The following is a 26,285-nucleotide window of genomic DNA, read 5'->3' as shown; positions in this document are numbered from 1 at the left end:
TCGGCCGGGGCTTCTGCACGAACCGGTGATGGGGGGTAACCGACCCGTGCGGCCGTCCTCACATGGGGGACAGGAGGACGACGCGGAACCGAGTCTAGACACGAGAAATTGTTACTCGCGAGTATCGCGCAGGCGGACGTCCGGCGTGTCAGGAAGCGACGGGAGGATTCGCAGGATCGCGCTGCTCCCGCTGCATCTCGACGAGCTGTTCCTCCCTCTCGGAGACGAACAGGAACCGACCGACCGCGAGCGCGCCGAGAGCCGAGAGGCCCAGCCACGCCGCCAGCGCCGATGCGATCCACACCCACATGGCTCACAGTGTGCGCGAATCCGCCGGGAACACCAAACATCGGCGATCACAACATGGTTGCAAAAGCAATACTCGAGGCCGCCTCACGATGTGACGCCCGTCGCCCACAAGGCGTTCACCATGGCCGGCAACGTGACTTCGATGTCGTGGCGCTCCTCCACCCGGCGACGCGCGGTGACGGCAATGTCGTTCCGCAGGTCGGGAGCGGACATCAGTCGCCGCAATGCCTCTGCCAGAGCCTTCGCATCGCCGGGCGGAACGAGCAGTCCCGCGCCGTCGGCCAGGTGCTCGGCGGTCCCTCCGTGATCGGTGCCGACGACGGGCACACCGTGCGCCATCGCCTCCAGTGCGACCAGCGGCCCCGCCTCCGGCGAGGTGCTCGCGGAGACCATCACGTCCCACACCGCGAAGACCTCGGCGGGATCGACCCGACCCAGGAACGACACTCGTCCGCGCAGGTCGGGGGCGTGTGCGCGACGCCGCAGTTCGTCGAGGAAGGCTTCGTCGCCGGGGAACGGTTCCCCCGCCACATCGAGACGGATCCCGGGCACCTCGGCCACCGCCTCGAGAAGGACGCGGTGTCCCTTCCATTCCGTCACCGACGCGAGGATGCCCACCCGCACGGTCGAGGCATCGGGAGTCGAGTCCTCGGGAGTCGAGGCATCGGGAGATGTCGACCGGGACGGAACAGGCGGGATCGGGACGCCGTGCGGTGCGACGACCACCGGATATCCGCATTCACGGACCGGCACGGCCGAGGCCCGCGAGACGGCGACCGCTCCACCCACGGCACCCCTGCCCATCCGGGCGACGATGCGCTGCTTTCGGGAGGACAGAGTGTCGTGCACCAGCCACCCGGCACGTTCACGGTGGGACGTGCCGAGCACGGCGAGCCGCAGGGACGGCAATGCGAACAACGAGTTGCACACGACCCGCGGCCGCTCCGCGGCGAGCACGCGACGGAGCCTGCGCGCTCCCACCAGCCACCGCACCGGAAGACCCGCCAGGCCCGCGATCCGCCCGACTCCCCTCTGACCCCACATGCCCAGCCGGGGCAACCGGACACGGACGCATCCGGCCGGGAGGGCGTCGGCGAGCGGCCCGTCAGGGCACGCCACCACGACCCGACGCCCCTGCGCGAGAGCGACGTCGACGAGCATCAGCATGACCTTCTCGGCACCCGACCGCTCACCGGTGTGCGCGACGAACAACAGCGGATCGCTCACGGCGCCGCAACCGTCCGATCCCTCGCTGCTTCCGCCACGGGGCCTCCTGATTCGTCCGATTCGAGTCGTCGGCTGAAATCGAGGCCGGCCGTCGTTCCGTTACAACAGCGCAACGTCACACCGAATTGTCGCCGCGTCTGCAATATTCTCGTGATCGGACGCAATACGCTGCTCGAGTGACATCGCCCAGAACCGGTCGCCGTTCCCGTCGCACCCTCGTGCTGGCTCTTGCCGCCTCGATGACGTTGTGCGCGAACCCGCTTACCGCTGCAGCGCAGGATCTCGAACCGACGGAACCGACTCCTCCGGGCGAGGTCGCATTCCCGACCCGCAAGCTCGGGCTCGGGCCGAACATCGAATTCCGTGGCAATTCCGATGTCGTCACACTCGCATTTCCTGTCCCGGCCGGAAATACTCCCGCCTTCCTGGACACCACCGCCGAACTGCCCACGAATGTCGCGCGCGGATGGATCGACGTCGTCTCGGACGGGCGCCTGCTCACCCGCGTGGAACTGCCGCCCGGTGGCGCCATCGTGCCCCTGACGATTCCGCTCGCCGGGGCGAAGGTGGAGAACGGCGCCGCGGTGGTCTCGCTCGATCTGCACCTGGTCGCCGTCGACAACATCTGCCCCGACGACTGGACGCTGGGTTCGGTACGTCTGCGCGACGGTCTGGTCCGGTACGCGGGCACACCCGCGGCGCCGCAAGCGGTCGCCGACTACCTCCCGCCGGTCCTCGATCGCCTCGAGTTGTATCTGGCCGAGGACCCCACGGACGCCGAAGCGGGCGTCGCCCTCGACCTCGCAGCGACCGTGAGCGCCCGGTATCCCGGGCGGCAGGTGCCCGTGGACGTACGTGAACTCCCGGCGAACGGCGTACCCCCCGCAGCCGACACCCCGCTCGTCCGGCAGATCGTCGTCAGCGAGGGCGACCAGACGGGTGCGGAGGTCGTGCCGGTGCCCGACGGGCCGCCCGCCCTGTACGTCCGAGGCGACGCCCAGACCCTCCTCGACCAGGTAGGCCTGGTGAACAGCATCCTGTCCGGTCTTGCCGTCGGTTCCGACGTCGCCGTCGGCACCTTCGACGTCCCGCCCATCCTCGCTCCGGACTCGACCACCCTGTACGACCTACGCGTGTCCGACCTCGAGACGAGCGGCCTCGGCCTCGCCGACGTACACCTCTTCCTCGACCAGACCGAATTCGGGCGGCCGGTGCGCGATGTGCGCATCGACCTGCAGGGCACCTACACCCCGCTCCCCGCCACCCAGGGCGGGTCGATCACCGTCTCCGTCGGCGACATCATGCTCGATTCGTGGGCCGCCGACGCGAGCGGCGTCATCGACCGTGTCGTCACGGTTCCGAACTCGGCCCTCGGGCGGCTCACCGACATCAGTGTCGAACTCCGCACCACCGGCGCGCAGCAGCAGTGCGGTCTGCAACAACCCGTCACCCTGCGCATCGACGGCGGCAGTCGTGTCTTCAGCACCCTCGCGGATCCTCCGCTGCCCGTCGGCTTCCCGTCGCTGCCCCAGACGCTGATGCCGAAGGTCGACGTCGCCACCTCCGATCGCAGCCTCGTCGACGTCGCCCGTGCCGTCGAGCTCGTCGCCGGGCTCCAGTCGCTCACCAGCCGTCCGCTCGACCCCGCATGGGTGACGATCGACGAAGCGCTCGCCTCGTCGGGACCGGCAGTGATCGTAGCCGCGAACGGTCTCCTGCCCGAAGATCTGCAGTCGCAGCTGCCGCTCGTCCGCACCGAGGACCGCCGGTTCGAGTTCCGCAACGCCGACGGCGAGAGCACCAGCCTCACTTTCGGCACCGAGGTGGACTTCGCCTCGTTGCAGGTCGTGCGGGACGACGGACGCACCGTGCTGGTCGCCACGTCGACCGGTGCTCCCGAGGAACTCGATCGGACGCTCGACTGGCTCGCCGCCGAGCCCGGTCGCTGGTTCGAACTCGAGGGCAGCGTGCTGTTCACCGCGCCCGACCGCGAACCGATCACCCTCATCGATCCCCACACCCGGGACGACGACGTCGACGCGGCGTCGTCGGAATCGGACAGCACGGTGACCGCAGTGGTCGTCGCGGGGATCGTCCTGCTCGTCGTCGGTGCGGCGGGCGCCGCGGTGTGGTCGCTCACCCGTCGGCGCCGTCCGCAGTCGCGGTGAACACGATGACCACGACAACCGAGCATCCGTCGTTCATCGAGCGGTTCTTCACGAACGCGATGCTGCACACCACCAATCGGTGGATCGCGATAGTCGCCGCAACCCTGATCGGCTTCCACTCCACCTGGCTGCAGCTGCTCGACGAGATCCGCACCGGCACCACGGGTGGTTACGTCCTCATCGTGCCGCCTCTCGTCGCGATCGTTGCGATCGGCATCACGCGGCAGCGGAAGAACGAACTGCCGATCCACGACCGGCAGACCGACATCATCACGTCGGTGCTCCTGCTGCTGATCGCGCTCGCGATCAAGGGGCTGCTGATGCCGCGCTACGCGACGAACTATCAGGTGATGCACCTCGACGTGCTCGCCGCGTGGGTGTTCGTGTGCGGGGCGTGCGTCGCGATGTTCGGCCTGCGCGTGACCGCGGCGTACTGGCAGGCGTGGGCGATGCTCTTCCTGAGCTCGCCCGTGCTCTACCGGATCGTGCTCGTCGAGGCCGGGGGCACGAAGCTCGCGGCGGGACAGGTCACGCTCGTGCTCGCCGCCACGGCTGTCGGACTCGCGACGCGGCGCAACCGGGCCCGCGGATTCTTCTACGGCTCCGCAACATTCGTGACCGGTCTGGTGGTGCTCGTCCTGGTCGATCAGCGGTGGCCGGACGCACCCATCGCCGTGTCGCAGTACGTGCCGGCGGTGGTCGCGACGGTGGTCGTCGGGGCCGGTGCCTATCTGTGGACCTACCGCGGGCTCGCGCCACGCACGCTGCCACCGAATCCGGTGTCGGTTCCCCAGGCCGTGCGCGGAGCGATGTGCGTCGCGGTGGCCACCCTGCTCGCCGCACTCCTGCCGCTTCCCGACCAGCGCCTGACGCCGGTCTCGGTCGGGCCCCCTTACTCGGGCACCGCCACCCAGATCGTCCCATCCGGATGGGTGCAGTTGTCGTCCGTCGACTACGACTGGCCCCGCGCATACTTCCGTCAGGGATCGGTGCTGCGCCGGCAGATGCTCCGGGCGGAGGAACCGAACCCGGAGTGGGATCGGCTGCTGCGTCCCCGCACCGTCGCCGTGCAGACCCTGCAGGTGCGTCGTGTCGGTTCGTTCGCGGTGTACCCCACCGAATCGATGTACGCACTGGGCAAATCACGGGTGAGCCCGAAGGAATATGTCGATCTGGGTCGCGGCGTCACCGCCGAGTACTTCACCGTCGTCGACGACAACCTGCTCCTGACGTGGAGCCTGCTCAGCTTCGTGTGGACCCGCAGCGACACCGTCGCCCAGCGGGTGAGCCTGCTGACGGTGGACAACCACGAACTCGATGCGCCGTTCCCGCAGCCCGAGCCGAACACCGTCACCAATGCGCGCACGTTGATGCGAGTGTTGCTGCGCGGCAACGGCACCGTCGAGGACACCGATCCCGAGTACAAGGACCGTTCCATGCTCATCGAGGTGGGTCGCGAACTCGTGGAGGCGCAATGGCAGGGCGAGTGAACGTCGGCTCGGGACACGATGTTCCGCCCGAAGACACCGTCGAGTTCGACGCCTACCGGACCGCGGCCCTGCACGAAGCGGTGCACGGACTGCGCGAACGCAGCCCCGTCTCGTCGGCGTCGGCCGCGTTCGTGCCGTGGCAGAAATACCTCGGATTCGCACTCGCGGGGGCCTTCGTGCTCGCGCTCGTCGTGGCGACGAAACCGACCCTGATCGTCTTCACCGTGCTGTGCACCTTCGGGTACATCGCGACCCTCGCCGACCGGCTGCTGCTGTTCACCCGCGGCATGGCACGCGACGCGCAGTTCATCGTCGACGACGAGGAAGCTCTCGCCCTCACCGACGACCAGTTGCCGCCGTACACGGTGCTCGTCCCCGCTTACAACGAACCCGAGGTGGTGGGCGATCTGCTCGCCGCGATGGCCGCGCTCGACTATCCGGCCGACAAGCTCCAGGTGTTGTTGCTCCTCGAGGAGGACGACACCGTCACGATCGAGGCCGCGGAGAAGGCCGGGCTCGGCGAGAGCGTCGAGATCCTGCTCGTCCCGGCCGCCGACCCACGGACGAAACCGAAGGCGTGCAATTACGGACTGCACTTCACCACCGGTGAGATCGTCACGATCTTCGACGCCGAGGACCTCCCCGAGCCCCTGCAGTTGCGTCGGGTGGTCGTCGTCTTCGACCGTCTCGGCGACGACGTGGCATGTGTACAGGCGAAGCTGGCTTTCCACAACGGAACCCAGAATCTGCTGACCGGCTGGTTCACCGCCGACTACGCACTGTGGTTCAACTTCATCCTGCCCGGACTGATGAAGTCGCACTCGCCGATCCCGCTCGGCGGGACGTCGAACCATATCCGCCGATCGGTGTTCGACGAGATCGGTGCGTGGGATCCGTACAACGTCACCGAGGACGCCGACCTCGGCGTCCGGATCGCCGAATCCGGCTACTCCACTGCGGTTCTCGACTCGACCACGCTGGAGGAGGCGAACAGCGATCCGATCAACTGGGTGCGGCAGCGATCCCGGTGGTACAAGGGCTATCTGCAGACCTGGCTGGTCCACATGCGCCGGCCCGTCCGGTTGTGGCGGGTGATCGGCACCGCGGGGATGCTGCGTTTCACGACCCTGCTCGCGGGCACGCCGATCATCGCGTGCCTGAACATGGTGTTCTGGATGACGACGCTCGCGTGGCTGCTCGGCCAGGCGGAACTGATCGAGGAGATCTTCCCCTGGTACGCCTACTTCCCCGCGCTGATCTCGCTCGTGTTCGGCAACGTCGCCGTGATGTACATGAACTTCGTGGCGTGCCGCGAGACGGGCCACTCGAACCTGTGGTGGCCGTGCCTGACCGTGCCGTTCTACTGGGTCCTCATGTCGATCGCGGCGATCAAAGGCACCTATCAGCTCATCCGTAATCCTTCCTACTGGGAGAAGACCTTCCACGGGTTGTCGTCGTGAGGACCCGCAGCACGTGGGTGTTCTGGACCGCCTGCCTGATCTATCTGGTGGTAGGACTGTGGCTCGCGCTGGACGTGCAGTACTACCAGGGTGATTCGCTCAGCCGTGTCAGCGCTGCGCGGTCGGTGCTGCTCAGCCGCGACCCGCACCTCGCCGCCATCGGTTTCGTGTTCACACCCCTCACCGCGCTCGTCCAGGTGCCCCTCACAGGACTGTCGGCGTGGTTCCCGGGACTGTCGGCCTATGCGGTGACGGCCGTGCTCATGTCGGCGCCGTTCATGGCCGGCGCGGCGGTGCAGATCCACCGCATCGCGTGCGATCGCGGCTGCACGCCGTGGTTCGTGTGGACGGTGACGGCGATGTTCGCCCTGAACCCGATGATCGTCTACTACGGCGCGAACGGGATGAGCGAGGCGCCGTTCCTGTTCGCCTTGTGCTGGGCCGCGCGTCGTCTGATCCGCTGGTGCAGCACCGACGACATCCACGACCTGGCGCTGGCCGGAATCGCCCTGGCACTGGCGTATCTCGCGCGGTACGACGCGCTGGCCGTCGGCGGGGCGGTGACGGTCTTCGTCGCACTGCTCGTCCGGTACCGATCGCGACGATACGCTCCCGGCTCGGGATGGCAGCCGGCGATCATGGACGCGATCCTCGTCGCCGCTCCCCTCGCTCTGGCCTTCGTCGCGTTCGTCGTGACGAGCTGGCTCGTCACCGGTGAATGGCTCGCGCAGTTCACCTCGGCCTACGGCAACGCCGCCATCCTCGAGCAGAGCGGTGGCGGGTCGTCGGGCGGGCTCGGTGCGATCGCCTTCTCGCTCGCCGAGACCGTCGTGCTCGGGCCGGCGCTTCCGCTGCTGATCCCGGTCGTGGCGGTGCTCGCATGGCGACGACGCGATCTCGAACCGCTCGTGCCGTTCGTCGTCTTCGGCGCGGTCCTGGGCTTCGCGGCCCTGTCCTATGCACGCGGAATGACCTTCCCGTTCCTGCGCTTCTACATCTGCGCGATCCCGCTGCTCGCGGTGTGGGTCGTACAACTGGCTCCGCGACGTGGACTGCTCACGGCACGACGCCCCGGGCCGCATGCCGTTCCGAGGACGGAGGACCCCAGCGGCGCAGCACCCTTGGGTGCGGTGCTCCTGGTGTGCAGCCTGCCCGTCACGTTCGTCGCGATGGGCTCGCCCACCCTGTCGCAGGAACAGCACGCGCTGCGCACGGTCCTGTTCCCGGACGACAACGATCCGTCCGAGGTGCGTGAGAAGCAGCGACAGGTGATCGCGGCATTCTCCACAGAACGGCGCATCGCCGAATACCTCGACGCGATGGACCTACCGCCGGGCTCGGTGCTGATGGACACGGTCTACGGGTTCGCGATCTTCTCGGCCACCGAACGCCCCGAGACGTTCGTCATCCCTTCGGACTCCGACTTCACGGCCGTGCTCAACCGCCCTTCCGCCTCCGGGGTCGAGTACATCCTGACCGTCCCCAACGAGGGCCGCGGAACATCGGACGCCGTCAACCGCCGCTACCCCACCATCTACGAGACCGGCAGCGACATCGCGGTACTCGAACTCGAAATCCCCAACGACGGTGCCGACCAACCCGATTGGCGACTCTTCCGGGTACTCGACCGGACGTCACCCTGAGCCGTGGTGACGCCGTAGGACGTAGTGGACCGGGTCGTCCGGGCCGATGTCGTAGGTGCACTCGTCCGGTCGCGGGTCGGGGACGAACGACCACATCAGTGCGCCGTCGGCCCCGAGATCGCGGTACCGCGTGAGCGTGCGGTCGACGATATCGGCACGTTCGCTCACCGCGCGGCACGAACCGGCCCGGACACCGAGTTCGGCGACGAGCATCGGCTTCGACAATCCGTCGAGCCGCCGTTCGAGGAACTGTGCGTCGTCGTAGTCGTGGTACTGCACCACGTCGAGCTGCTCGGCGTCGGTGACGGTCGCGAAATCGTCGCCGGCGGAACCGCACTGGTCGCCTCCGATGGTGCCGACGGTGACGAGCCGGTCCGGGTCGTGCTCGCGGACTATGCCGGCTGCTTCGTCGATCCAGTTGCGGAGCAGCCGAGCACCGCCGGGCAAGCACTCGCGTCGTTCGAGGGTGCACTCGTCGTCGGTGCAGGTCGCGGTCTCGGGTTCGCCGATCAGCTCCCACATCGCGACCGCCGGTGACGAACCCCACCGTTCGACGGCGGTCGCGACCCAGTCGTCGTAGGCGAGCACATGACCCGGCAGCGGGTCGTGCCAAGCGGCGTCGTACCAGTCCGCCTGCTTGTATCCACCCGCGTCGCAATCACTGTCCTGCGGGGCGAGCACCGGGATCAGGTACACCCTGTGCCGCTCGGCGGCGTCGAAGACGGCATCGAGCGCCGTGAAGTCGAGCGTGCCGCCGATCCGGTGGACAGTGTGGGACTGGAAGGCGTCGAAACGCACGATCGAACGCGGCGCCAGCGTGCCGAAGAAGTCGTCGAGGTCCACCTCGGCACCGCATCCGTGGTTGACCTCCCAGCGGGTACCGAGCTGGTATGCGTTGAGTCCGGCGGGCCACCACGTCCGGCCGTCGAGGACGAGCCGGTCACCGTCGGCACGCACTACCGGGAGATCCTCGGGAGGCGAGGGGCGCGACGAGGTGTCCTGCGCGCAGGCCGCGAGCAGGAGCAGCAGTGTGGTGGCGACCGCAGCGACGCGCACATGCAGAGATTAACCCGGGCGAGAGGGTGCCCGACCCGCACGGACGAGATTCACCCCGGGGTTCGTCTGCGACGTGCGCAGGACGAACTAGCTCGGGCGCGCGTCGGGATGCTTGTGCACGAAGTTCAGGTACGCCTTCGACGGCGTAGGCCCGCGCTGGCCCTGGTACTTGGACCCGACCTTCGCGCTGCCGTACGGGTGCTCGGCGGGGCTCGTCAGCCGGAACAGGCACAGCTGACCGATCTTCATGCCCGGCCACAGGGTGATCGGCAGGTTAGCGACATTGGACAGCTCGAGGGTGATGTGCCCGTCGAAACCCGGGTCGATGAACCCGGCCGTCGAGTGCGTGAGCAGACCGAGCCGGCCCAGCGACGACTTGCCTTCGAGGCGACCGGCGAGGTCGGCCGGCAGGGTGCACCGCTCCATCGTCGATCCGAGCACGAACTCGCCGGGGTGCAGCACGAACGGCTCACCCTCGGGAACCTGCACCAGCGACGTCAGTTCGTCCTGCTGCTTCGCCGGGTCGATGTGCGTGTAACGCGTGTTGTTGAAGACGCGGAACAGGCTGTCGAGTTTGACGTCGACACTCGAGGGCTGCACCAGCTCCGGATCGAACGGGTCGATGCCCAGATGTCCGGAGGCGATCTGGGCGCGGATGTCGCGATCGGAGAGCAGCACGCGTAGAGGTTAACAATCGCGCGGCCGCGGGGTTCTACGTGGCCGAGTCGCGTCGCAATTGGGCCGACATCGTGATCAGCAGTTCGGTGCACTCCTCGACGACGTCGTCGTGGCTCAGCGGCACGGTGCCGTCGAGCCAGGCCGTCAGCGCCTGGGCGAGTCCGCCGACGACGTAGTGCGCCGCCAGGTCGAGCCGGGGGCTCGGGGTGATGGCGTAGATGTTCTCGGCCTGGGCGGTGACCAGCCCGGCGAACATGCGGGTCGAGTCGAGGCGCCGCTTCGCGAGCTGCGTGTTGGCCTGGCTGACGGAGAACAGCATGCGGCCGAGCCGCGGGTCCTCGTCGATCTCGCGGACGATGTTCTCGACGCAGGCCCGCACGATCGCGCGGTCGTCGTCGGCCGGTGCCGAGGCCACGGCGGCGAGCGTGCTCTCGGCGATGCGCTGGACGACGTGGTCGTAAACGGCACCGGTGAGCTCGTCGCGGTCGGCGAAGCTCTCGTAGAAGTAGCGCGAGGCCAGACTTGCGCGCTTGCAGACACCGCGCACCGACAGGGTGGCTTCGCCGTCGGCAGCTCCGAGGAGATCGAGACCGGCCTCGATCAGCTGCGCTCGCCGATCGGCCTGTCGTTCCTCGCCTGCGCGTCCACCGTAGAGCCGTCCAGTTGCCATGCCTCTATCTTCGCAGCGCCCGCTTCCGTGCCGCGCAACCTCCGGTCTTTACCGTCGGCGCGCATCTGGGTGACAGTCGTGGTCACTTCTGACGATGGAGGGACATTCGATGACGACGCCCGTCGACAAGGCACACGCGCAGGTGCGCTCCACCGAGTCGAGCCCGGTCGAATACAACGCGATGGACCCGGAAAGCAGTACTGGGAGGACAACCTCCACAAGATGAAGATCGACGACACGATTTTCGAGCAGATGCTGCTGCCGTGGACGCCGCGCGACCAGCGTCGCTTCGACCGCGTCTGCGGGCTCTCGGTGTGGTCCAGGGGTCCCGCGATCGACCCGGAGAGTCTGCTACAGTTTGCTCCGAAAGCTCGGGCCGGAGTCGACGAGAATCGGCAAAAGCCCAGCGTGCCGATGTAGTTCAATGGTAGAACATCAGCTTCCCAAGCTGAATACGCGGGTTCGATTCCCGTCATCGGCTCTCACACGAAGCCCCGACCACACGGTCGGGGCTTCGTCGTATGCGGGGCCTTCGTCGTATCGGGGCCGACGTTGTTGTCGATTTTCCCGCGTTCTTCGACAACAACACCTACCTCGACAGCCCTACCGGCAGCCTTCGAGGTACGCGCGGCTCCCCGAAGTTCACTGGAGGTACGACGCGTAATCGGCGTAGGGCACCTGACCCGTGGGGCTCGCCTCGATGGCCTCGGCAACCTCGGGCGGGATGGGAGCCCAGTAGGCCGGCATCGCGGCCGCGAGGGAAGGGCTCACGGCGTAGATGAGAGCGAAGTTCACGATCCACAGCGGTGGCGCCATCGACATGCCGACGGTCGAGACGACGTCGCCCTTCGTATTGGTGACCAGCTGTGCGGCGCCGGATATCTGTTGCGCCGCGAAACCGAAGGTCGCTTCGATCGGGTACGCCGACCGGTACAGCGCCACCAGCGTGTCCGTCGCGTCGTTGTTCCGCAGCCAGGTGTCGACGTACCCGCCGGGCGCGATGAGCGTGTTCACCTGCCTCGTCGGCGCCGACGCGTTGGCCGGGCTCTGCAGCATCCCGTCGGGCGTCACGTAGAGGCCGTAACTGCCCAGCACCGTCGGGGTGGAGACACCGTTCACGTCGGAGTACAGGGGGTGGCCGGTCGTATTGATGAGGATGTCGATGGAACCCTGGATGATCTCGGCGGCCTCCTTGCTGCCGCCCACTCCCCCGCCGGTGGTGAAATCACGGGCCTGCTGCTCCGACAACGCATCTTCCGGCTTCAGCCCGATCTGCCGGGCGATGTCCTCGGCCCATTCCCGACCGAGCGGAGCGTGCAACCGGGACGGGTCGGTGACCTGCGTCGGCGCCAGATGCTCGTAGGCCGGTGCTCCGGAGAAGGGAAGCGAGAATCCCGTGGACTCGTCCGCCAACGCCGCGGGATTCACCCACAGGGCGACCAGTCCCATGAGCGCCACCGCCGTGGCGGCTCTGCGATACAGGCGTCCTTCGCGTCTGCGCCGCCGTTCGGACTTCCGTGTGCTGCGCATAGGTCGACCTCCTGGGACACCGTCGCGATGGGGACACACGTACGCATTTCAGTGAAGCGCCGGGGTAAAGAGCGCGTCAATGCCTGTGCTGGGTGAATTGGGGGAGGATATGGGCGATTTCCGCAGAATCTTCGACAACAACCTCCCCGAGGAAGCAACGTGGCCGCCACCCGGAAGGGGTGACGGCCACAGGGCTGCAGTGACGCCTAGACGGTCGCAGCGACCGCTTCCTCGGCCTGGGCCGGGGCGCTCGTGCGGATGAGGTGGTCGAACGCGCCGAGCGCGGCCGTCGCACCCGCACCTGCGGAGACGATGATCTGCTTGTACGGGACGGTCGTGCAGTCGCCGGCGGCGAACACGCCGGGCACCGAGGTGCGGCCGTGATCGTCGACGACGATCTCGCCGCGCGGACTGAGTTCGACCGTGCCGGTGAGCCATTCGGTGTTCGGCAGCAGACCGATCTGGACGAACACGCCGTCGAGCTCGAGGGTGCGCGACTCGTCGGTGGTGCGGTCGGTGTAGGTCAGGCCGGTGACCTTCGAACCGTCGCCGAGGACCTCGGTGGTGAGGGCGCTGACGATGATGTCGACGTTGGGCAGGCTGCGGAGCTTGCGCTGCAGCACCTCGTCGGCGCGCAGGACCGAGTCGAACTCGATGAGGGTCACGTGGGCGACGACGCCGGCGAGGTCGATCGCGGCCTCGACACCGGAGTTACCGCCACCGATGACCGCGACGCGCTTGCCCTTGAACAGCGGGCCGTCGCAGTGCGGGCAGTAGGTGACACCCTTGTTGCGGTATTCCTGCTCGCCCGGCACGTTCATCGCGCGCCAGCGGGCACCGGTCGCGAGAACGACGCTGCGCGAGAGCAACCGGGCGCCGTTCTCGAGCTCGACCTCGACGAGACCACCCTCGGTGGGGGCCGGGGTGAGCTTCGAGGCCTTCTGGACGTTCATGATGTCGACGTCGTACTGGCGCACGTGGTTCTCGAGCTCGGCGGCGAACTTCGGGCCCTCCGTGTAGGGAACGGAGGAGAAGTTCTCGATGGCCATGGTGTCGAGCACCTGGCCGCCGAAGCGCTCGGCGAGAACGCCGGTGCGGATTCCCTTGCGGGAGGCGTAGATCGCGGCAGTCGCGCCGGCGGGGCCGCCACCGACGACGAGGACGTCGAAGGGATCCTTCTCGCTGATCGCGGCGGCGGTGCGCTCGGCGGAGCCGCTGTCGAGCTTGCCGACGATCTGCTCGAGGTTCATCCGGCCGGAGCCGAACAGCTCACCGTTGAGGAAGACGGTCGGCACTGCCATCACCTGGCGTGCGTCGACCTCGTCCTGGAAGAGCGAGCCTTCGATGGCGGTGTGCTTGATGCGCGAGTTGGTCACGCACATCACGTTCAGGGCCTGCACCACGTCGGGGCAGTTCTGGCACGACAGCGAGAAGTAGGTCTCGAAGTGGAAGTCGCCCTCGAGGTCGCGCACCTGCTCGAGCAGCTCCACGGCCTCCTTCGAGGGGTGTCCGCCGACCTGCAGCAGGGCGAGCACGAGGGAGGTGAACTCGTGGCCGAGCGGGATGCCCGCGAACTCGACCGCGATGTCGGTGCCGACCCGGCGGATCAGGAAGGAGGGGCGACGGGCGGCTTCACCGTCGCGCACATGGGTGACCAGATCGGACATGCCGGCGATCTGATCGAGGAGGTCGGCGAGTTCCTTCGACTTCGGCCGGTCGTCGAGGGACGACACGAGCTCGATCGGCTGGGTGACCTTTTCGAGAAGGGACTTCAACTGGGCGGCGAGGGAGGCATCGAGCATGAGGATTCACTCCAGAGGTGGAAGAACTGTGACCGGAAGAGATGGGAGTCGGCGAACTTCTCAGCTCGAGCCGAGCGGACCCGGACGGTGCCCGGTGGCACGGGACGTTCGATCCCGTGCCACCGGAACGAATTTCCGTCGACGAATCAGATCTTGCCGACGAGCTCCAGCGACGGAGCGAGGGTGTCGTCGCCCTCTTCCCACTTGGCCGGGCAGACCTCGCCCGGGTGGCTGCGGACGTACTGAGCGGCCTTGACCTTGCGGACGAGCTCGGCGGCGTTGCGGCCGATGCCCTCAGCGGTGACCTCGGTGAACTGGACGACGCCGTCCGGGTCGACCAGGAAGGTGCCGCGATCGGCGAGGCCCTGGTCCTCACGGAGGACCTCGAAGTCGGTGCTGATCTGCAGGGTCGGGTCACCGATCATGGCGTACTTGATCTTGCCGATGGTCTCCGACGAGCCGTGCCACGCCTTGTGCGTGAAGTGCGTGTCGGTCGAGACGGAGAAGACCTCGACGCCGAGCTTCTGCAGCTCCTCGTAGTGGTCCGCGAGGTCGCCGAGCTCCGTCGGGCAGACGAACGTGAAGTCTGCGGGGTAGAAGAAGAAGATCGCCCACTTGTCCTTGATGTCCTCGTCGGACACGGTCACGAAGGCGCCGTCCTTGAAAGCCTCGGCCTTGAAGGGCTTGATCTTCTTGTTGATCAGCGACATGTAAGAACCTCACTCGTCTCGATGGGGTTGACGGCTTCGACGTTATCCGCGAACTATTAATTGTGCCAATCGATAGTTTCTAGAAATTCGATAAGGAAGGGCTATAACACGCCGTTCGACCAGGTCGTTGTTTTTCCTCCTTCACAAATGTGACAGAACACACAACCTTTGCGACAGAGCACTCCGGCCCGCCCGACAGGGAAGAATGGAACCGATGCACTCACGACTGAGCTACCGCCGCACCGGATCCGGTGAACCCCTACTCCTCCTGCACGGGATCGGCGCCACGATGGACGACTTCTCCACCCTCGTCCCGCGACTCGCCGAGCACTTCGACGTGCTGAACGTCGACCTACCCGGCCACGGCTCGTCGCCGAAACAGAGCGGCCGACCCACCATCGGCGCCCTCACCGACACTCTCGAGGCGGAACTCGACGCCCACGGACTCGACCGGGTGCACGTTCTGGGCAACTCGCTCGGTGGACGACTCGCGATCGAACTCGCCGTGCGCGACCGCGCCCTGTCTGTGGTCGCCCTGTCACCCTCCGGACTCGGACTGCCGCCGGAACGCGTCTACCAGGGCGCGCTCATGACGACCGCGCGCCTGCTCAACAAGGCCCGCAGGCCGCTCATCGAACCGATGTCGCGCAGCGTCCTCGGCCGTACCGCACTCACCGCGGGTCTACGCGCGAAGCCGTGGAAGACGACCCGTGCCGAAGCACTGGCGGTCAAGGGCGGATTCGCCGATTCGGCCGGTTTCTGGTCGATGCTGTGGGACGCGATCCTGACCGATGTGCCGACGGGTCTCGACCGGATCGACTGTCCCGTCACTCTGGCGCAGGGCGTCCTCGACACGGTCGCGTCGGCGCAGACCGTGCGGTACGTCCCGCTGATCCCCGGGGCACGGTTCGTGCCGCTCCCCTGGGCCGGCCACGCGCCGCAGTCCGACCGCCCCGAGGACATCGTCGACCTTGTGCGCCGGACCGCCGCGCGTGCGAGCACCTACTGCCGATAGGACTCGACCTCGTCGACCGGTCGTGCCTGCGCCTCGTCCGGATCGTCACCGAACTCGGCCTTCGCGCGACGCTGACGCAGCAGGTCCCAGCACTGGTCGAGTCGCTTCTCGACGGCGCGCAGGCGCTGCAGATCCTCGTCGCTCAGACCGTCCGCGCCCGTCCGCGAGCGCAGCGTCTTCTCCTCGTCCACCAGCTCCTCGATGTGCTGGAAGAGATCGTTCTCGTCCATGTGTGGCTCCCTCGATGTGGTGTTCCGACGGCATAGCCTGATCCGCCCGGAGTGAAACCGCCGACGGTTTCGCACTCGCCCGGCCGGGTATCTCCTCGACATGAGCATCGAAGATGGTCCCGGCGACACCCTCAGCCCCAGCGAAGGCCTCGACGCCGACGAGGTGCGGAACGACGACGGCGACGAGGTCGTCGATCCGCCCGAGGACTGGAGTGGAGCCGACAAGTTCGGAACGACCCAGCGTGAGGAGCAGGAAGGCGAGTCGCTCGACCAGCGTCTCGCCGAGGAGGAACCCGACGTCGAACCCGCCGAGCCGCTCGACAAGCCTGTCGCGGCGACGCCGGAGGACGAACTGACCGAAGACGTGGACGAGGTGGTCGACGACGCCACCACCGGCGCTCCGGAGGATCAGAAACTCGCCGATGACGTCGACGGGGTGATCGTGGAGGATTCGCGCGTCGACCGCGGTCAGGTCAGCGGCGCACCCGAGGACGGAGAGTCGATCTTCCCGATCGTGGAGTAGGAGTTAGGCGAACAGACGAAGGGGAGGTTGTGTGCGTGTCCGGTAGACGGACACGCACACAACCTCCCCTTACTTCGCGCTACAGCACCTTCGAGCCGTACATCTCGCCGAGCGGGTCGGCGATGAGTTCGAGGCGGGCTCCGTCCGGGTCGCGGAAGTACAACGAGACGTCGCTGTGTTCGACGAGCTCGACGCCCGCGTCGATCAGCTTGGCGCGCAGACGCTCCCAGGTGGGCAGGGCGACACTGATCGCGATGTGATGCAGACCGCCGAAGACCTCCTGATAGGGGCCGACGTCGAGGCCGGGGAAGTCGAAGAAGGCCAGTAGGTTGCCGTTGCCGATGTCGAAGAAGAAGTGCGAGGAGCCTGGATAGTCGCGGTTCTCGATCAGCTCCGTCAGCGGGAACTCGAGGAGATCCTGGTAGAAGCGCACGGTTCGTTCGACGTCGCTGCTGATCAGCGCGGTGTGGTGCAGTCCCCGCGCCGACGACTGCGGGCGCGCGTCGGCGGGCTTCAGGTACGCGTCGCGGATGAGTGCACGCCGACGCTCGAATTCTTCGGAGCGCTGCTGCTCGTCGGCGATCATCGATCCACCGTCCTCCCATGTAGTTGCATTCTCAACAACCAGAATGATCCCTATTAGTTGCGTTGTCAACTAGTTTGGTCGAAGTGGTAGCACTTCGTGACCCGGGGAGTCACGGACCGAGTACGACGATCTCGTCGCCGTCACGCCTTCTTCACGAACATCCGATTCGCCCGTTCCCGCAGGTATCGGGTGCGGACGATGAATGTGTCGGGGGCTCAACGCCGTTCCGAGGAGATCCCATGAACCATCGCAGGACCCTGCGTGCGACGGTCGCGTCGCTCGCACCGCTCGCACTGCTCGCCGGTTTCGCACCCGCCGCGAGCGCAGCAGCGGACACCGACACCCGAGGACTGTGGACTGTCAGCACCCGCGGAGACACCGTGCTGGTGAAGCTGATCTACACCTCCCCACCGGACGAGGACTACCCCTACCTCTGCGTCGCGGCGCTCGGCACCGGCGAGTCCGGAACCGCGGAGATCTACGGAGCGAACTACCAGACCATCGAGTTCACCGGGATCGCCGCTGGGCCCAATGTCGCTACCGCCAGTTGCGAGGACAACGACGGGGAGCTGCGGCCGGTGGGCGCGATCGAATTCGACCTGCCCGGCCCACCGACCCTCCACTACGTCGCGACCGAGTCCTTCTGGTTCGACGACGCGGACGACTGAGCGTCACATCTTCGCGTCGCGGGCCATGACGAAGCTGTAGAGGCCGTAGACCGCGATACCGAGACCCATGAGGACGAGCAGCACCGTGCCGAAAGGCTGCGAGCCCAACGTCTTCAGCGCGCCGTCGAGCCCCGCTGCCTTCTGCGGGTCGGCCTGGAAGACCGCGACGATCACCAGCACACCGACGAGACCGAGCGCGAGACCCTTCGCGACGTACCCGACGAGCCCGAGGCGCTTCACGAACGTGCTCGGGTGGCTCTTCAGGTCGTCGACGAAGTTCTTCGACGCGCCCTTGTAGACGTGGTAGGCGCCCACCCCGAGGATGACGAGTCCCGCGACGACGAGGACGAACTTGCCGGCACCGGACTGCAGCAGCTTCGCCGTCAGTCCCGCGTTCTGTTCACCGCTCGACTTGCCGCTGCCGCGGGCGAACCCGAACGCGGTGTACGCGAAGGCGAGATAGACGACACCGACGCAGGCGGCCTTGAACCGGTCGAACGCCTTGTCCTTCATGTCGGCGCCGGACTGCTCCGGCTCGGACGCCTTGCCGAAGGCCGCCTCGGCGAACCGCCACAGGCCCATCATCACGAAGACGACGACGGCGACCCACAACGCGATCTTCCCGCCGGGCTGCTCACCCAGCTCCGCCATCGCACCGGACTGCGATGCCTCCTGCTCGCTGCGACCGAACGCGACCCTGATCGCGAGGTAGCCGATGAGCAGGTGCACGATGCCACTGCCGACGTAGCCGGCACGGGCGAACTTCTCGAACACACCGTTCTGCGCGACGCGCTCGGCGGATGTCGCCGCGCCACGCGACGCCGGGGCCTGACGGTTCACTCTCGTCTCCTCATCGGTCGGGACTGTCCCCTCGCGCTGTATTCCCGACACCGCGGACCACAAACGCGAACCGGCTCCGGTGGGTAGATTGGCGTCAGGTTCGAAACGCCGTCGATCGGAGGCGCATCGTGCGGATCGTCGAGGATGCTGTCGCCCTGGCCCGCCGGTGGGTGGAGGAATCGTCGGAGGTCGCACCCGACCGTGCGGCCCGCCACCTCGCCGACGTCCTGAAGGACCCCCACGGACTCGAGTTCACCGTGCGCTTCGTCGACGAGGTCATCCGCCCCGAGGATCCTGCGACCGCCGCGCACGCCCTGGCCGAATTGTCCCGGAACATACCGGATTTCCTTCCCGTCCATCTCCGCGCGGCCGTGCGGGCGGGCGGCACGATCGGTCCCCGCTTCCCGCACCTCGTCGTCCCCGCCGCGCGTCGCGCGCTCCGGGCGATGGTGGGGCACCTCGTCGTCGACACGGACGAGGCCGCGCTGGGCCGGGCCATCGCACGACTGCGACGACCCGGCATCCGGCTCAACCTCAATCTGCTGGGCGAGGCCGTCCTCGGCGACGACGAGGCCCGCCGCCGTTTCGAGGGCACCCTCGCACTGCTGGCACGCGACGACGTCGACTACGTCTCGCTCAAGGTCTCGGCGGCCGTCGCGCCGCACTCGCCGTGGGCCTTCGACGAGACCGTCGCCGACATCGTCGAGCGGCTCGCCCCGCTGTACCGCCTCGCCGCGACCTCGCCGACGCCGAAGTTCGTCAACCTCGACATGGAGGAGTACCACGACCTGGACGTGACGGTCGCGGCGTTCACGACGCTGCTCGACCGTCCCGAGTTCCTCCATCTCGAGGCTGGGATCGTGCTGCAGGCGTATCTGCCCGACGCCCTGACCGCCATGATCGAACTGCAGCGGTGGGCGGCGTCGCGACGCGCGCGCGGCGGCGCCGCGATCAAGATCCGGGTGGTCAAGGGCGCCAACTTGCCGATGGAACGGGTCGACGCGTCGCTGCACGGGTGGCCGCTCGCGACGTGGAGCACCAAGCAGGAGACCGACACGAACTACAAGCGGCTGCTGCACTACGCGTTCACACCCGAGCGGATCGAGAACGTGCGGATCGGAGTGGCCGGGCACAACCTTTTCGACATCGCCTACGCGTGGGAGCTCGCCGGTCGCCGGCAGGTGCGCAACGGGATCGACTTCGAGATGCTGCTCGGCATGGCGCAGAGCCAGGCCGAAGTGATCCGTCGGCACGTCGGCAGCCTGTTGCTCTACACGCCCGTCGTCCGTCCCGACGAGTTCGACGTCGCGATCTCGTATCTGGTGCGTCGACTCGACGAGGGTTCGGGGCAGGAGAACTTCATGTCGGCGGTGTTCGATCTCGCCGACGACCCCGCCCTGTTCGAGCGCGAGGAGCAGCGGTTCCGCGCGTCGGTGGCGGCGCTCGACGAGGACGCCCCCTCCCCCAACCGCACGCAGAACCGACAGGAGCCGCCCATCCCAGCGCCGCCGGTGTTCACGAACACGCCGGACACCGATCCGTCCCTGCCGCAGAACCGGGAGTGGGGTCGCCGCATCCTCGAGCGGGTGCCGTCGTCGAAGCTCGGCATCGACACCGTGCGTGCGCACGCCCTCTCCTCCGAGGAACAACTCGAACGCGTGCTGGTCGATGCGACGGCGGCCGGTCGCGCCTGGGGTGCCCGCAGCGGTGCCGAGCGCGCACGGATCCTCGAACAGGTGGCCGATGTGCTCGAAGCGCGTCGCGCCGATCTGCTCGAGGTGATGGCGGCCGAGGGCGGTAAGACCCTCGACCAGTCCGATCCGGAGGTCTCGGAAGCGATCGACTTCGCGCGGTACTACGCCGAGCGGGCCCGCGCGCTCGACGAGATCGACGGTGCGCGGTTCGTGCCGTCGACCCTCACCGTCGTCACGCCGCCCTGGAACTTCCCCGTCGCGATCCCGGCGGGGTCGACGCTCGGAGCACTGGCGTCCGGTTCGGCGGTGGTCCTCAAGCCCGCGACCCTCACGGCACGGTGCGGGTCGGTGCTCGCCGAGGCGATGTGGGATGCCGGTGTGCCCCGCGACGTTCTGCACCTCGTCCACGCCGACGAACGGTCGCTGGGCACGAAGCTCGTCTCCGATCCCCGCGTCGACCGGGTGGTGCTCACCGGTGCCTACGAGACCGCCGAACTGTTCCGTTCGCTGCGTCCGGGGATGCGGCTGCTCGCCGAGACGAGCGGCAAGAACGCGATCGTCGTGACGCCGAGCGCCGATCCGGATCTCACGGTGCGCGACGTCGTGCAGTCGGCGTTCGGGCATGCCGGGCAGAAGTGCTCGGCGTCGTCGCTCGTGATCCTCGTCGGCTCCGTGGCGACCTCCCGCCGTTTCCGCGACCAGCTCGTCGACGCGGTGCGGTCGCTGCCGGTCGGTCCCGCACACGATCCGCGAACCCGCATGGGGCCGTTGATCGAACCGGCTCGGGGCAAGCTGCTCACCGCGCTCACCGAACTCGAGGACGGCGAGTCGTGGCTCGTCGAACCGCGACGGCTCGACGAGGAGGGTCGGCTGTGGACGCCCGGCGTACGCACCGGAGTGCGACGCGGGTCGCGCACGCATCTCGTCGAGTTCTTCGGTCCGGTGCTGGGGGTGATGACCGCGGCCGATCTGGACGAGGCGATCGCGATCCAGAACGAGGTGGACTACGGACTCACGGCGGGTCTGCACTCGCTGGATTCGGACGAGATCGCCCGCTGGCTCGATCGGGTGCAGGCCGGGAATGTGTACGTCAATCGCGGTATCACCGGTGCCATCGTGCGACGGCAGCCGTTCGGCGGTTGGAAGAAGTCGTCGGTGGGAGCCGGCTTCAAGGCGGGCGGGCCGAACTATCTCTTCGGCTTCGGTTCCTGGGAACCGTGCATCTGGGACGAGGACACGCTGCGTCGGGCGTTCGAAGACGACGAACAGGTGTGGACGTCGGAATTCGCTGTGGCACACGATGTCACAGGACTCTCGGCAGAGCGGAACCTGTTCCGGTACCGGCCCGTTCGCACACACGTACGCCTCGGTGAGGCCGGGCGGCCCGACGAACTCGTGCGCGTACTCGGTGCCGCAGCCCGGGCGGGCGCGCCGGTGGAAATCTCTTCGGCTTTCGCCCTCGATCTCGTAAGATGCTCGAATACAGCACGTTTCGGCGGTCGCGTGCGCGTGGAGAGTGATGTGGAATGGGAGGAACGGATCGTCGACACGACCCCGGCGCGTGTCCGCCTGATCGGCGCCGCGCCGCCCGCCGAATGGAACACCCGATGCGACATCGCGGTGTTCGACCATCCGGTGACCGGATCCGGACGAATCGAAATGCTGCCGTTCCTGGCCGAACAGTCCGTCACGATCACCGCTCATCGATTCGGCACACCGCACCGGCTCACCGACGAGATCATCTGAAAACAAACCCCGAAGCGGTTCTGCCGAAGCCCTGTGAACCCCGACACTGTGAGGTGGAATAGGAAAATGGAAATCGCCACGACACCCCCTACCGAACGTCGCAAGCTCGCACTCGCCGCAGTGAAGGAACTCGGACCCCAGCGCACCGAGAAGGCCGTCCTCAAAATTCGTTGTCCCAAGGGCCACACCGTAGCGGCGGTGTACAACACCACCGAGGGTCAGGTCGTGGTCTCCCGCAGCGGTCCCGGCGGCCGCGGCAACCGCGACCGCGAAGCGACACCGCACAACGGCACATCACTCAATTCGGAGTATGTGGACACCCTGGAGGTGACGCAGTTCGAGGACGACGCCATTCCGTCGGGATGCGCGTGCGGTCCGCGCTCGCTGTCGCGGAAGAAGATGCAGGACGCCGTGGCGACACACGCTCACGTCATCAACCTGACCTGATCCCTCACAGACCTAAACGCAACTGCACCCGGAACACGTCGAGCACCTCGTCGACCCACCCCAGGATCGACAGCGTCGAATCGATGTTCTGCGGTGGCGTACGCACAAGGGTGTCGTGCCGGAGCAGACGCTCGAAATCCACGGCGACAGGACCGTTTCGCACCGTTCCGTTCGGCGACCGGAATTCGACGCCGGCACGCACCATCACGTCGATGATCTCCTGGGCGAGAATCCCGTAGGCGACCGTCGTCGGGTGCACACCGTCCAGGGAGAACAATCCCCCGCTGTCGCGACCGCCGTGACCGTCGGCCGACAGGAAACGCGTGTCCGGTACCGGGTCGAGCGCGGCGAGCGCCGGCGGTAGCGGGTACGGCTGCCACCACGCGGGTCGCGCATCGAGGTCGTCGACGTAGCGGCGCGCGGCCAGGCGGTCGAGGATGCCCGCGGTGTCGAGCAGATACCAGTCCAGTCCGGCACGTCGCGCGTCGGCGACCGCTTCGGTGATCGTCTCGTCGAACAGGTCGATCGCGGCGTCGACCATGCGGGCCTGCGCACCGGTGATGTGTTCGTCGCGGCTCGCATCGAAGCGGCGCGCGTCCACCCACGGCCGGGTGTAGTAGGGGAAGTACGGCGAGCCGTTCTTCGTCCCGATCCCCCGGGCGATCGGGGCGATGGTGACGTGTGGGACGGTGCACAGCACCACGTGCCGCGCGTCGATATCGCGGAGCTTCGCGACGACCTCCGCGAACTCGCTGTCGAAATGTTCGGGCCGCCAGATCGTGTAGGCCTGTTTCGCGTCGAGGTCGCGGAAGTCGTCGCCGCTCCACACGACCTGCAATTCGGTGACGGTCTGCAGCGCGTTGTTCGAACCGAGGAAGACGACGAGTGTCTCGATGCCCGCCTCGGTGTCGCCGTCGTGCTCGGCACCGAGTTCGGCCGCGACGTCGAACAGTGTCATCTCGCGGCGCCGGTCGTCGGTGTTCGGATAGACGTACAGCGCCGCCCGCTCCCCGTTGTTCTCGACGAGTTGCCGCACGAGATCGTCGCGGGGTGTGGCGATGCGTTCGGCGCAGACGCGGGCGGTCTTCTGCAGCGCGTCGCGCAGATCCCAGCCGAAACACGACAGGTTGTGGAGATATCCGACGAGCGGTGGTGTCGCGCCGGGTCCGCGTTCCCAGTAGTCCTCGACCTCGTCCATGAAGCCGCGCGCCGTGAACAGCGCCGTCGGCAGCTCCCACGGTTCGAGCGTCGATCCGTGCCGGTCCTCGATCCGGCGCAACAGCACTTCGACGTTCAGCGGCAGTCCGCCCGGTCCACCGAAGCGCGGGTATCGGAGATCGGCGCCGAGCTCGTGGGCGACGATCGCCGGGACGGAGACGTCGGTGTTGTAGATCGCGCCGCTCTGGAAGCCCTGCAGCAGGGAGTCGCCGAGCGCCACCAATCGGTGTGGCGGTGTGCCGCGGAAGGACCGGGGAACGTCGATGCCGAGGGTCGGGTCGAACACCGGCACCCGCGGCGGCCGGGCGGCACGGGCCACGACCGTGTCGGGTGTGCCCTCCGGGATCTCGTCGGCCGTCATCACGCCTCCTCGGCCCCCTCATCGAGGGTAGACAGACGGCAGCACCGTCGTGGCCGGATCCGGGATCGTCGACGGTGAACCCGATCCGGGCCGGCGCGTACCTTCGGAGCATGAGCGACGCCGACTTCGCCCACACCGATCGCGCCGAGAAGAACCGGCGGGACAAGGCCGTGACCCTGGCCCGGTATGCATGGAACCGCGGCATCTCGGGAGCCGAACTGCTCGCCATGACCGACGAGACGCGACGCAAGCTGGCGCGGGCCGCGGATGCGCATCCGCCGCGCACGATGGAGACCTGGGAACTCGCCGCGAGATTGATGGACGAGAAGACGGCGTGGGCGCAGAAGCACCCGGATCATCCGGCAGCGGTCCGCACCGACGAGGACGAGAAGATCATGTGGGTCAAACCGCCCGTGCGGTCCTGGTTCGAGTGACCCGGAGGAAATTGCCTTGCAGCAGAAGTTACCGAGTGCAACAATTTCCGATCGCCTCACCTCTGTGCAGGCCACATTCGCCTAACAGCTCGATATTCCTATTCCGACAGGAACACCGTGACCACCACTTCGGAACCTCTGGTTCTCACCCAGCGACGGATCTGGATCATCTTCTCCGCGCTCATCGCGGGCATGATGCTCGCCAGCCTGGACCAGACGATCGTCTCCACTGCCATGCCCACGATCGTCGGGCAACTCGGCGGCGTCGAACACCAGGCGTGGATCACCACCGCCTACCTACTCGCGGTGACCATCGTGATGCCGATCTACGGCAAGTTCGGCGACGTCTTCGGGCGCCGGTACCTGTTCCTCATCGCGATCGGTGTGTTCACCCTCGCCTCCGCGGCGTGCTCGATGACCGACGACTTCTGGACCTTCGTGGTCTTCCGCGCGATCCAGGGCTTCGGCGGTGGCGGTCTGATGATCCTGTCGCAGGCGATCATCGCCGACATCGTGCCCGCGAGCGAACGCGGTAAGTACATGGGCCCGCTCGGCGCGATCTTCGGTCTGTCGGCCGTCGGTGGCCCGCTGATCGGCGGCTTCTTCGTCGACCACTTGACGTGGGAGTGGTGCTTCTACATCAACGTGCCGGTCGGCATCATCGCGTTCGTCATCACCTGGTTCGCGCTGCGCCTGCCGGTGAAGAAGCCGACGAAGCGGATCGACATCCTCGGCGTGCTCACGCTCTCCCTCGCCACGACCTGCCTGATCTTCTTCACGGATTTCGGTGGCGACGCCGATCGCGGCTGGACCGCTCCGCTCACGTGGATGTTCGGCGCCGGACTCGTGGTGTTCGTGTGCCTGTTCGTGCTCGTCGAGTCGCGGGCGCAGGATCCGATCATCCCGCTGTCGCTGTTCCGCAACTCGATCTTCGTCAACGCCACGGCCATCGGCTTCGTCCTCGGCCTCGGCATGTTCTCGGCGATCGCGTTCATGCCGACCTTCCTGCAGATGTCGTCGCGCACCTCGGCCGCGGTCTCGGGTCTGTTGCTGCTGCCGATGATGGCCGGTCTGATGATCACCTCGATCGGCTCGGGTCTGGCCATCACCAAGACCCAGCGCTACAAGATCTATCCGATCGTCGGTTCGCTCATCACCGCGGCGGGCATGCTGTGGCTGACCACGCTCGAGGGCGACACCCCGCTGTGGGTGATCTGCTCGATGCTGTTCGTCTTCGGTCTGGGTCTCGGCCTGATCATGCAGGTCGTCATCCTGATCGTGCAGAACGCGGTGCCCGCCGACGAGATCGGCACCGCGACGAGCTCGAACAACTACTTCCGTGAGGTCGGTGCGGCGCTCGGTGTCGCGATCTTCGGCACCATCTTCACCAACCGCCTGGCGGAGAAGCTCGTCGAGGTCTTCACCGCGGCCGGTGCGACACCGGAGCAGGCCGGCCAGGCCACCGCGACCGTCGATCCGGCGGCGATGAAGCTGCTGCCCGATCCCGTCCGCGAAGGCATCGTCGACGCCTACGCCGACTCGCTGGCGCCGGTGTTCTGGTACCTCATCCCGTTCCTGCTCATCGCATTCGTCCTGGCGTGCTTCATCAAGGAGATCCCGCTCTCCGACGAAGCACTCATGGTCGCGCGTGGCGAGGCGATCGCCGACCCGTCGAAGGCGGCGAAGGACGACGCCGTCGTGGTCGTCGAGGGGACCGAGTCCGGTGCGGACACTGCGGACAGCGGTTCGAAGCGGTCGTGATCGAATAGGGCCGATCATC

24 protein-coding genes and 1 tRNA gene are annotated in these 26,285 nt (G+C 67.2%); 13 read left to right on the top strand and 12 right to left on the bottom strand.

Annotated elements, in window-relative coordinates; genetic code table 11:
- Window positions 1–148: 148 nt before the first annotated feature.
- Window positions 149–310, bottom strand: a complete 162-nt coding sequence (locus tag NVV99_RS10200; protein WP_019290926.1) for a hypothetical protein — start codon at window positions 308–310, stop codon at window positions 149–151.
- A gap of 83 nt (window positions 311–393) precedes the next feature.
- On the bottom strand, window positions 394–1,536 hold the full coding sequence (locus tag NVV99_RS10195; RefSeq protein WP_024102011.1) for a glycosyltransferase family 4 protein: 1,143 nt from the start codon (window positions 1,534–1,536) through the stop codon (window positions 394–396).
- Window positions 1,537–1,712: 176 nt separating this feature from the next.
- Between NVV99_RS10195 and NVV99_RS10190 the strand changes: the two genes are divergently transcribed.
- The 4 genes from NVV99_RS10190 to NVV99_RS10175 are packed head-to-tail and all read left to right on the top strand — an operon-like array spanning window position 1,713 to window position 8,297.
- On the top strand, window positions 1,713–3,704 hold the full coding sequence (locus tag NVV99_RS10190; RefSeq protein WP_051424856.1) for a hypothetical protein: 1,992 nt from the start codon (window positions 1,713–1,715) through the stop codon (window positions 3,702–3,704).
- A 5-nt stretch (window positions 3,705–3,709) separates the two neighbouring features.
- Complete coding sequence (locus NVV99_RS10185) at window positions 3,710–5,194, top strand: archaeosortase/exosortase family protein (RefSeq protein WP_242411663.1); 1,485 nt, start codon at window positions 3,710–3,712, stop codon at window positions 5,192–5,194.
- Entirely contained in the window at window positions 5,179–6,654 is a 1,476-nt protein-coding gene (locus tag NVV99_RS10180; RefSeq protein ID WP_041803455.1) for a glycosyltransferase, read from the top strand. The genes NVV99_RS10185 and NVV99_RS10180 overlap by 16 nt, the downstream gene beginning before the upstream one ends.
- Window positions 6,651–8,297 (top strand): glycosyltransferase family 39 protein, encoded by a 1,647-nt coding sequence (locus tag NVV99_RS10175; RefSeq protein WP_024102015.1) that lies wholly within the window; start codon window positions 6,651–6,653, stop codon window positions 8,295–8,297. Before NVV99_RS10180 ends, NVV99_RS10175 begins: the two co-directional genes overlap by 4 nt.
- Here the strand turns inward: NVV99_RS10175 and NVV99_RS10170 are convergent.
- The 3 genes from NVV99_RS10170 to NVV99_RS10160 form a co-directional block, all read right to left on the bottom strand.
- Window positions 8,289–9,353, bottom strand: coding sequence for a mannan endo-1,4-beta-mannosidase (locus NVV99_RS10170; RefSeq protein WP_024102016.1), 1,065 nt, complete (start codon window positions 9,351–9,353; stop codon window positions 8,289–8,291). The genes NVV99_RS10175 and NVV99_RS10170 overlap by 9 nt on opposite strands.
- A gap of 87 nt (window positions 9,354–9,440) precedes the next feature.
- Entirely contained in the window at window positions 9,441–10,031 is a 591-nt protein-coding gene (gene dcd, locus NVV99_RS10165) for a dCTP deaminase (protein ID WP_016696219.1), read from the bottom strand.
- Window positions 10,032–10,065: 34 nt separating this feature from the next.
- Window positions 10,066–10,701, bottom strand: coding sequence for a TetR/AcrR family transcriptional regulator (locus NVV99_RS10160; RefSeq protein ID WP_006552639.1), 636 nt, complete (start codon window positions 10,699–10,701; stop codon window positions 10,066–10,068).
- Between the two features lie 222 nt (window positions 10,702–10,923).
- Here NVV99_RS10160 and NVV99_RS10155 point away from each other — a divergent pair, with 222 nt between their 5' ends.
- Window positions 10,924–11,121: a hypothetical protein gene (locus tag NVV99_RS10155; protein ID WP_024102017.1), complete on the top strand. Its 198-nt coding sequence runs from the start codon at window positions 10,924–10,926 to the stop codon at window positions 11,119–11,121.
- Window positions 11,112–11,182 (top strand) — tRNA-Gly (locus tag NVV99_RS10150). Before NVV99_RS10155 ends, NVV99_RS10150 begins: the two co-directional genes overlap by 10 nt.
- Window positions 11,183–11,343: 161 nt before the next feature.
- Here the strand turns inward: NVV99_RS10150 and NVV99_RS10145 are convergent.
- The 3 genes from NVV99_RS10145 to ahpC all read right to left on the bottom strand — a co-directional run bounded on the left by NVV99_RS10145 (window position 11,344) and on the right by ahpC (window position 14,743).
- Window positions 11,344–12,150, bottom strand: coding sequence for a hypothetical protein (locus NVV99_RS10145; protein WP_242411752.1), 807 nt, complete (start codon window positions 12,148–12,150; stop codon window positions 11,344–11,346).
- Window positions 12,151–12,437: 287 nt separating this feature from the next.
- Window positions 12,438–14,033: an alkyl hydroperoxide reductase subunit F gene (gene ahpF / locus NVV99_RS10140; protein ID WP_024102019.1), complete on the bottom strand. Its 1,596-nt coding sequence runs from the start codon at window positions 14,031–14,033 to the stop codon at window positions 12,438–12,440.
- A 146-nt stretch (window positions 14,034–14,179) separates the two neighbouring features.
- Window positions 14,180–14,743: an alkyl hydroperoxide reductase subunit C gene (gene ahpC, locus NVV99_RS10135; RefSeq protein ID WP_024102020.1), complete on the bottom strand. Its 564-nt coding sequence runs from the start codon at window positions 14,741–14,743 to the stop codon at window positions 14,180–14,182.
- 214 nt (window positions 14,744–14,957) lie between these two features.
- Between ahpC and NVV99_RS10130 the strand changes: the two genes are divergently transcribed.
- Window positions 14,958–15,758: an alpha/beta fold hydrolase gene (locus tag NVV99_RS10130; RefSeq protein WP_242411664.1), complete on the top strand. Its 801-nt coding sequence runs from the start codon at window positions 14,958–14,960 to the stop codon at window positions 15,756–15,758.
- Here the strand turns inward: NVV99_RS10130 and NVV99_RS10125 are convergent.
- The gene (locus tag NVV99_RS10125; protein WP_024102022.1) at window positions 15,746–15,988 is read right to left on the bottom strand and encodes a DUF2630 family protein; all 243 of its coding nucleotides are present in this window, start codon (window positions 15,986–15,988) and stop codon (window positions 15,746–15,748) included. The two genes, NVV99_RS10130 and NVV99_RS10125, sit on opposite strands and share 13 nt — an antisense overlap.
- Window positions 15,989–16,088: 100 nt before the next feature.
- Between NVV99_RS10125 and NVV99_RS10120 the strand changes: the two genes are divergently transcribed.
- Entirely contained in the window at window positions 16,089–16,511 is a 423-nt protein-coding gene (locus tag NVV99_RS10120) for a hypothetical protein (protein ID WP_024102023.1), read from the top strand.
- 79 nt (window positions 16,512–16,590) lie between these two features.
- Here the strand turns inward: NVV99_RS10120 and NVV99_RS10115 are convergent, their stop codons facing one another.
- Window positions 16,591–17,097, bottom strand: a complete 507-nt coding sequence (locus NVV99_RS10115) for a VOC family protein (protein WP_024102024.1) — start codon at window positions 17,095–17,097, stop codon at window positions 16,591–16,593.
- Between the two features lie 239 nt (window positions 17,098–17,336).
- Here NVV99_RS10115 and NVV99_RS10110 point away from each other — a divergent pair, with 239 nt between their 5' ends.
- Window positions 17,337–17,765: a hypothetical protein gene (locus NVV99_RS10110; protein WP_024102025.1), complete on the top strand. Its 429-nt coding sequence runs from the start codon at window positions 17,337–17,339 to the stop codon at window positions 17,763–17,765.
- Window positions 17,766–17,768: 3 nt separating this feature from the next.
- On the opposite strand, the gene NVV99_RS10105 is transcribed toward NVV99_RS10110, so the two are convergent.
- Entirely contained in the window at window positions 17,769–18,605 is an 837-nt protein-coding gene (locus tag NVV99_RS10105; protein ID WP_024102026.1) for a DUF1206 domain-containing protein, read from the bottom strand.
- Between the two features lie 128 nt (window positions 18,606–18,733).
- Between NVV99_RS10105 and NVV99_RS10100 the strand changes: the two genes are divergently transcribed.
- Window positions 18,734–22,045, top strand: coding sequence for a bifunctional proline dehydrogenase/L-glutamate gamma-semialdehyde dehydrogenase (locus NVV99_RS10100; protein ID WP_024102027.1), 3,312 nt, complete (start codon window positions 18,734–18,736; stop codon window positions 22,043–22,045).
- Window positions 22,046–22,111: 66 nt separating this feature from the next.
- Window positions 22,112–22,492: a hypothetical protein gene (locus NVV99_RS10095; RefSeq protein WP_260782829.1), complete on the top strand. Its 381-nt coding sequence runs from the start codon at window positions 22,112–22,114 to the stop codon at window positions 22,490–22,492.
- A 4-nt stretch (window positions 22,493–22,496) separates the two neighbouring features.
- Here the strand turns inward: NVV99_RS10095 and NVV99_RS10090 are convergent, their stop codons facing one another.
- Window positions 22,497–24,071, bottom strand: a complete 1,575-nt coding sequence (locus NVV99_RS10090) for a hypothetical protein (RefSeq protein WP_024102028.1) — start codon at window positions 24,069–24,071, stop codon at window positions 22,497–22,499.
- 110 nt (window positions 24,072–24,181) lie between these two features.
- On the opposite strand from NVV99_RS10090, the gene NVV99_RS10085 reads away from it, so the two are divergent.
- Together NVV99_RS10085 and NVV99_RS10080 are read left to right on the top strand one after the other, a co-directional pair.
- Window positions 24,182–24,505, top strand: a complete 324-nt coding sequence (locus tag NVV99_RS10085; RefSeq protein ID WP_024102029.1) for a hypothetical protein — start codon at window positions 24,182–24,184, stop codon at window positions 24,503–24,505.
- Between the two features lie 117 nt (window positions 24,506–24,622).
- Complete coding sequence (locus NVV99_RS10080) at window positions 24,623–26,266, top strand: MDR family MFS transporter (RefSeq protein WP_024102030.1); 1,644 nt, start codon at window positions 24,623–24,625, stop codon at window positions 26,264–26,266.
- Window positions 26,267–26,285: the final 19 nt, after the last annotated feature.

The organism is Rhodococcus sp. PAE-6 (genome assembly GCF_025290685.1).
Lineage (GTDB): Bacteria > Actinomycetota > Actinomycetes > Mycobacteriales > Mycobacteriaceae > Rhodococcus > Rhodococcus pyridinivorans.
This window is presented reverse-complemented; position numbering and strand designations above follow the sequence as displayed.

What these genes read in the sequence shown, in the direction of transcription:
- NVV99_RS10200 (WP_019290926.1), bottom strand. Translation starts at nt 310, where the DNA reads ATGTGGGTGTGGATCGCATCGGCGCTGGCGGCGTGGCTGGGCCTCTCG.
- NVV99_RS10185 (WP_242411663.1), top strand. Translation starts at nt 3,710, where the DNA reads ATGACCACGACAACCGAGCATCCGTCGTTCATCGAGCGGTTCTTCACG.
- NVV99_RS10180 (WP_041803455.1), top strand. Translation starts at nt 5,179, where the DNA reads ATGGCAGGGCGAGTGAACGTCGGCTCGGGACACGATGTTCCGCCCGAA.
- NVV99_RS10160 (WP_006552639.1), bottom strand. Translation starts at nt 10,701, where the DNA reads ATGGCAACTGGACGGCTCTACGGTGGACGCGCAGGCGAGGAACGACAG.
- NVV99_RS10155 (WP_024102017.1), top strand. Translation starts at nt 10,924, where the DNA reads ATGAAGATCGACGACACGATTTTCGAGCAGATGCTGCTGCCGTGGACG.
- NVV99_RS10145 (WP_242411752.1), bottom strand. Translation starts at nt 12,150, where the DNA reads ATGGGACTGGTCGCCCTGTGGGTGAATCCCGCGGCGTTGGCGGACGAG.
- ahpF (WP_024102019.1), bottom strand. Translation starts at nt 14,033, where the DNA reads ATGCTCGATGCCTCCCTCGCCGCCCAGTTGAAGTCCCTTCTCGAAAAG.
- ahpC (WP_024102020.1), bottom strand. Translation starts at nt 14,743, where the DNA reads ATGTCGCTGATCAACAAGAAGATCAAGCCCTTCAAGGCCGAGGCTTTC.
- NVV99_RS10130 (WP_242411664.1), top strand. Translation starts at nt 14,958, where the DNA reads ATGCACTCACGACTGAGCTACCGCCGCACCGGATCCGGTGAACCCCTA.
- NVV99_RS10125 (WP_024102022.1), bottom strand. Translation starts at nt 15,988, where the DNA reads ATGGACGAGAACGATCTCTTCCAGCACATCGAGGAGCTGGTGGACGAG.
- NVV99_RS10120 (WP_024102023.1), top strand. Translation starts at nt 16,089, where the DNA reads ATGAGCATCGAAGATGGTCCCGGCGACACCCTCAGCCCCAGCGAAGGC.
- NVV99_RS10115 (WP_024102024.1), bottom strand. Translation starts at nt 17,097, where the DNA reads ATGATCGCCGACGAGCAGCAGCGCTCCGAAGAATTCGAGCGTCGGCGT.
- NVV99_RS10110 (WP_024102025.1), top strand. Translation starts at nt 17,337, where the DNA reads ATGAACCATCGCAGGACCCTGCGTGCGACGGTCGCGTCGCTCGCACCG.
- NVV99_RS10095 (WP_260782829.1), top strand. Translation starts at nt 22,112, where the DNA reads ATGGAAATCGCCACGACACCCCCTACCGAACGTCGCAAGCTCGCACTC.
- NVV99_RS10090 (WP_024102028.1), bottom strand. Translation starts at nt 24,071, where the DNA reads ATGACGGCCGACGAGATCCCGGAGGGCACACCCGACACGGTCGTGGCC.
- NVV99_RS10085 (WP_024102029.1), top strand. Translation starts at nt 24,182, where the DNA reads ATGAGCGACGCCGACTTCGCCCACACCGATCGCGCCGAGAAGAACCGG.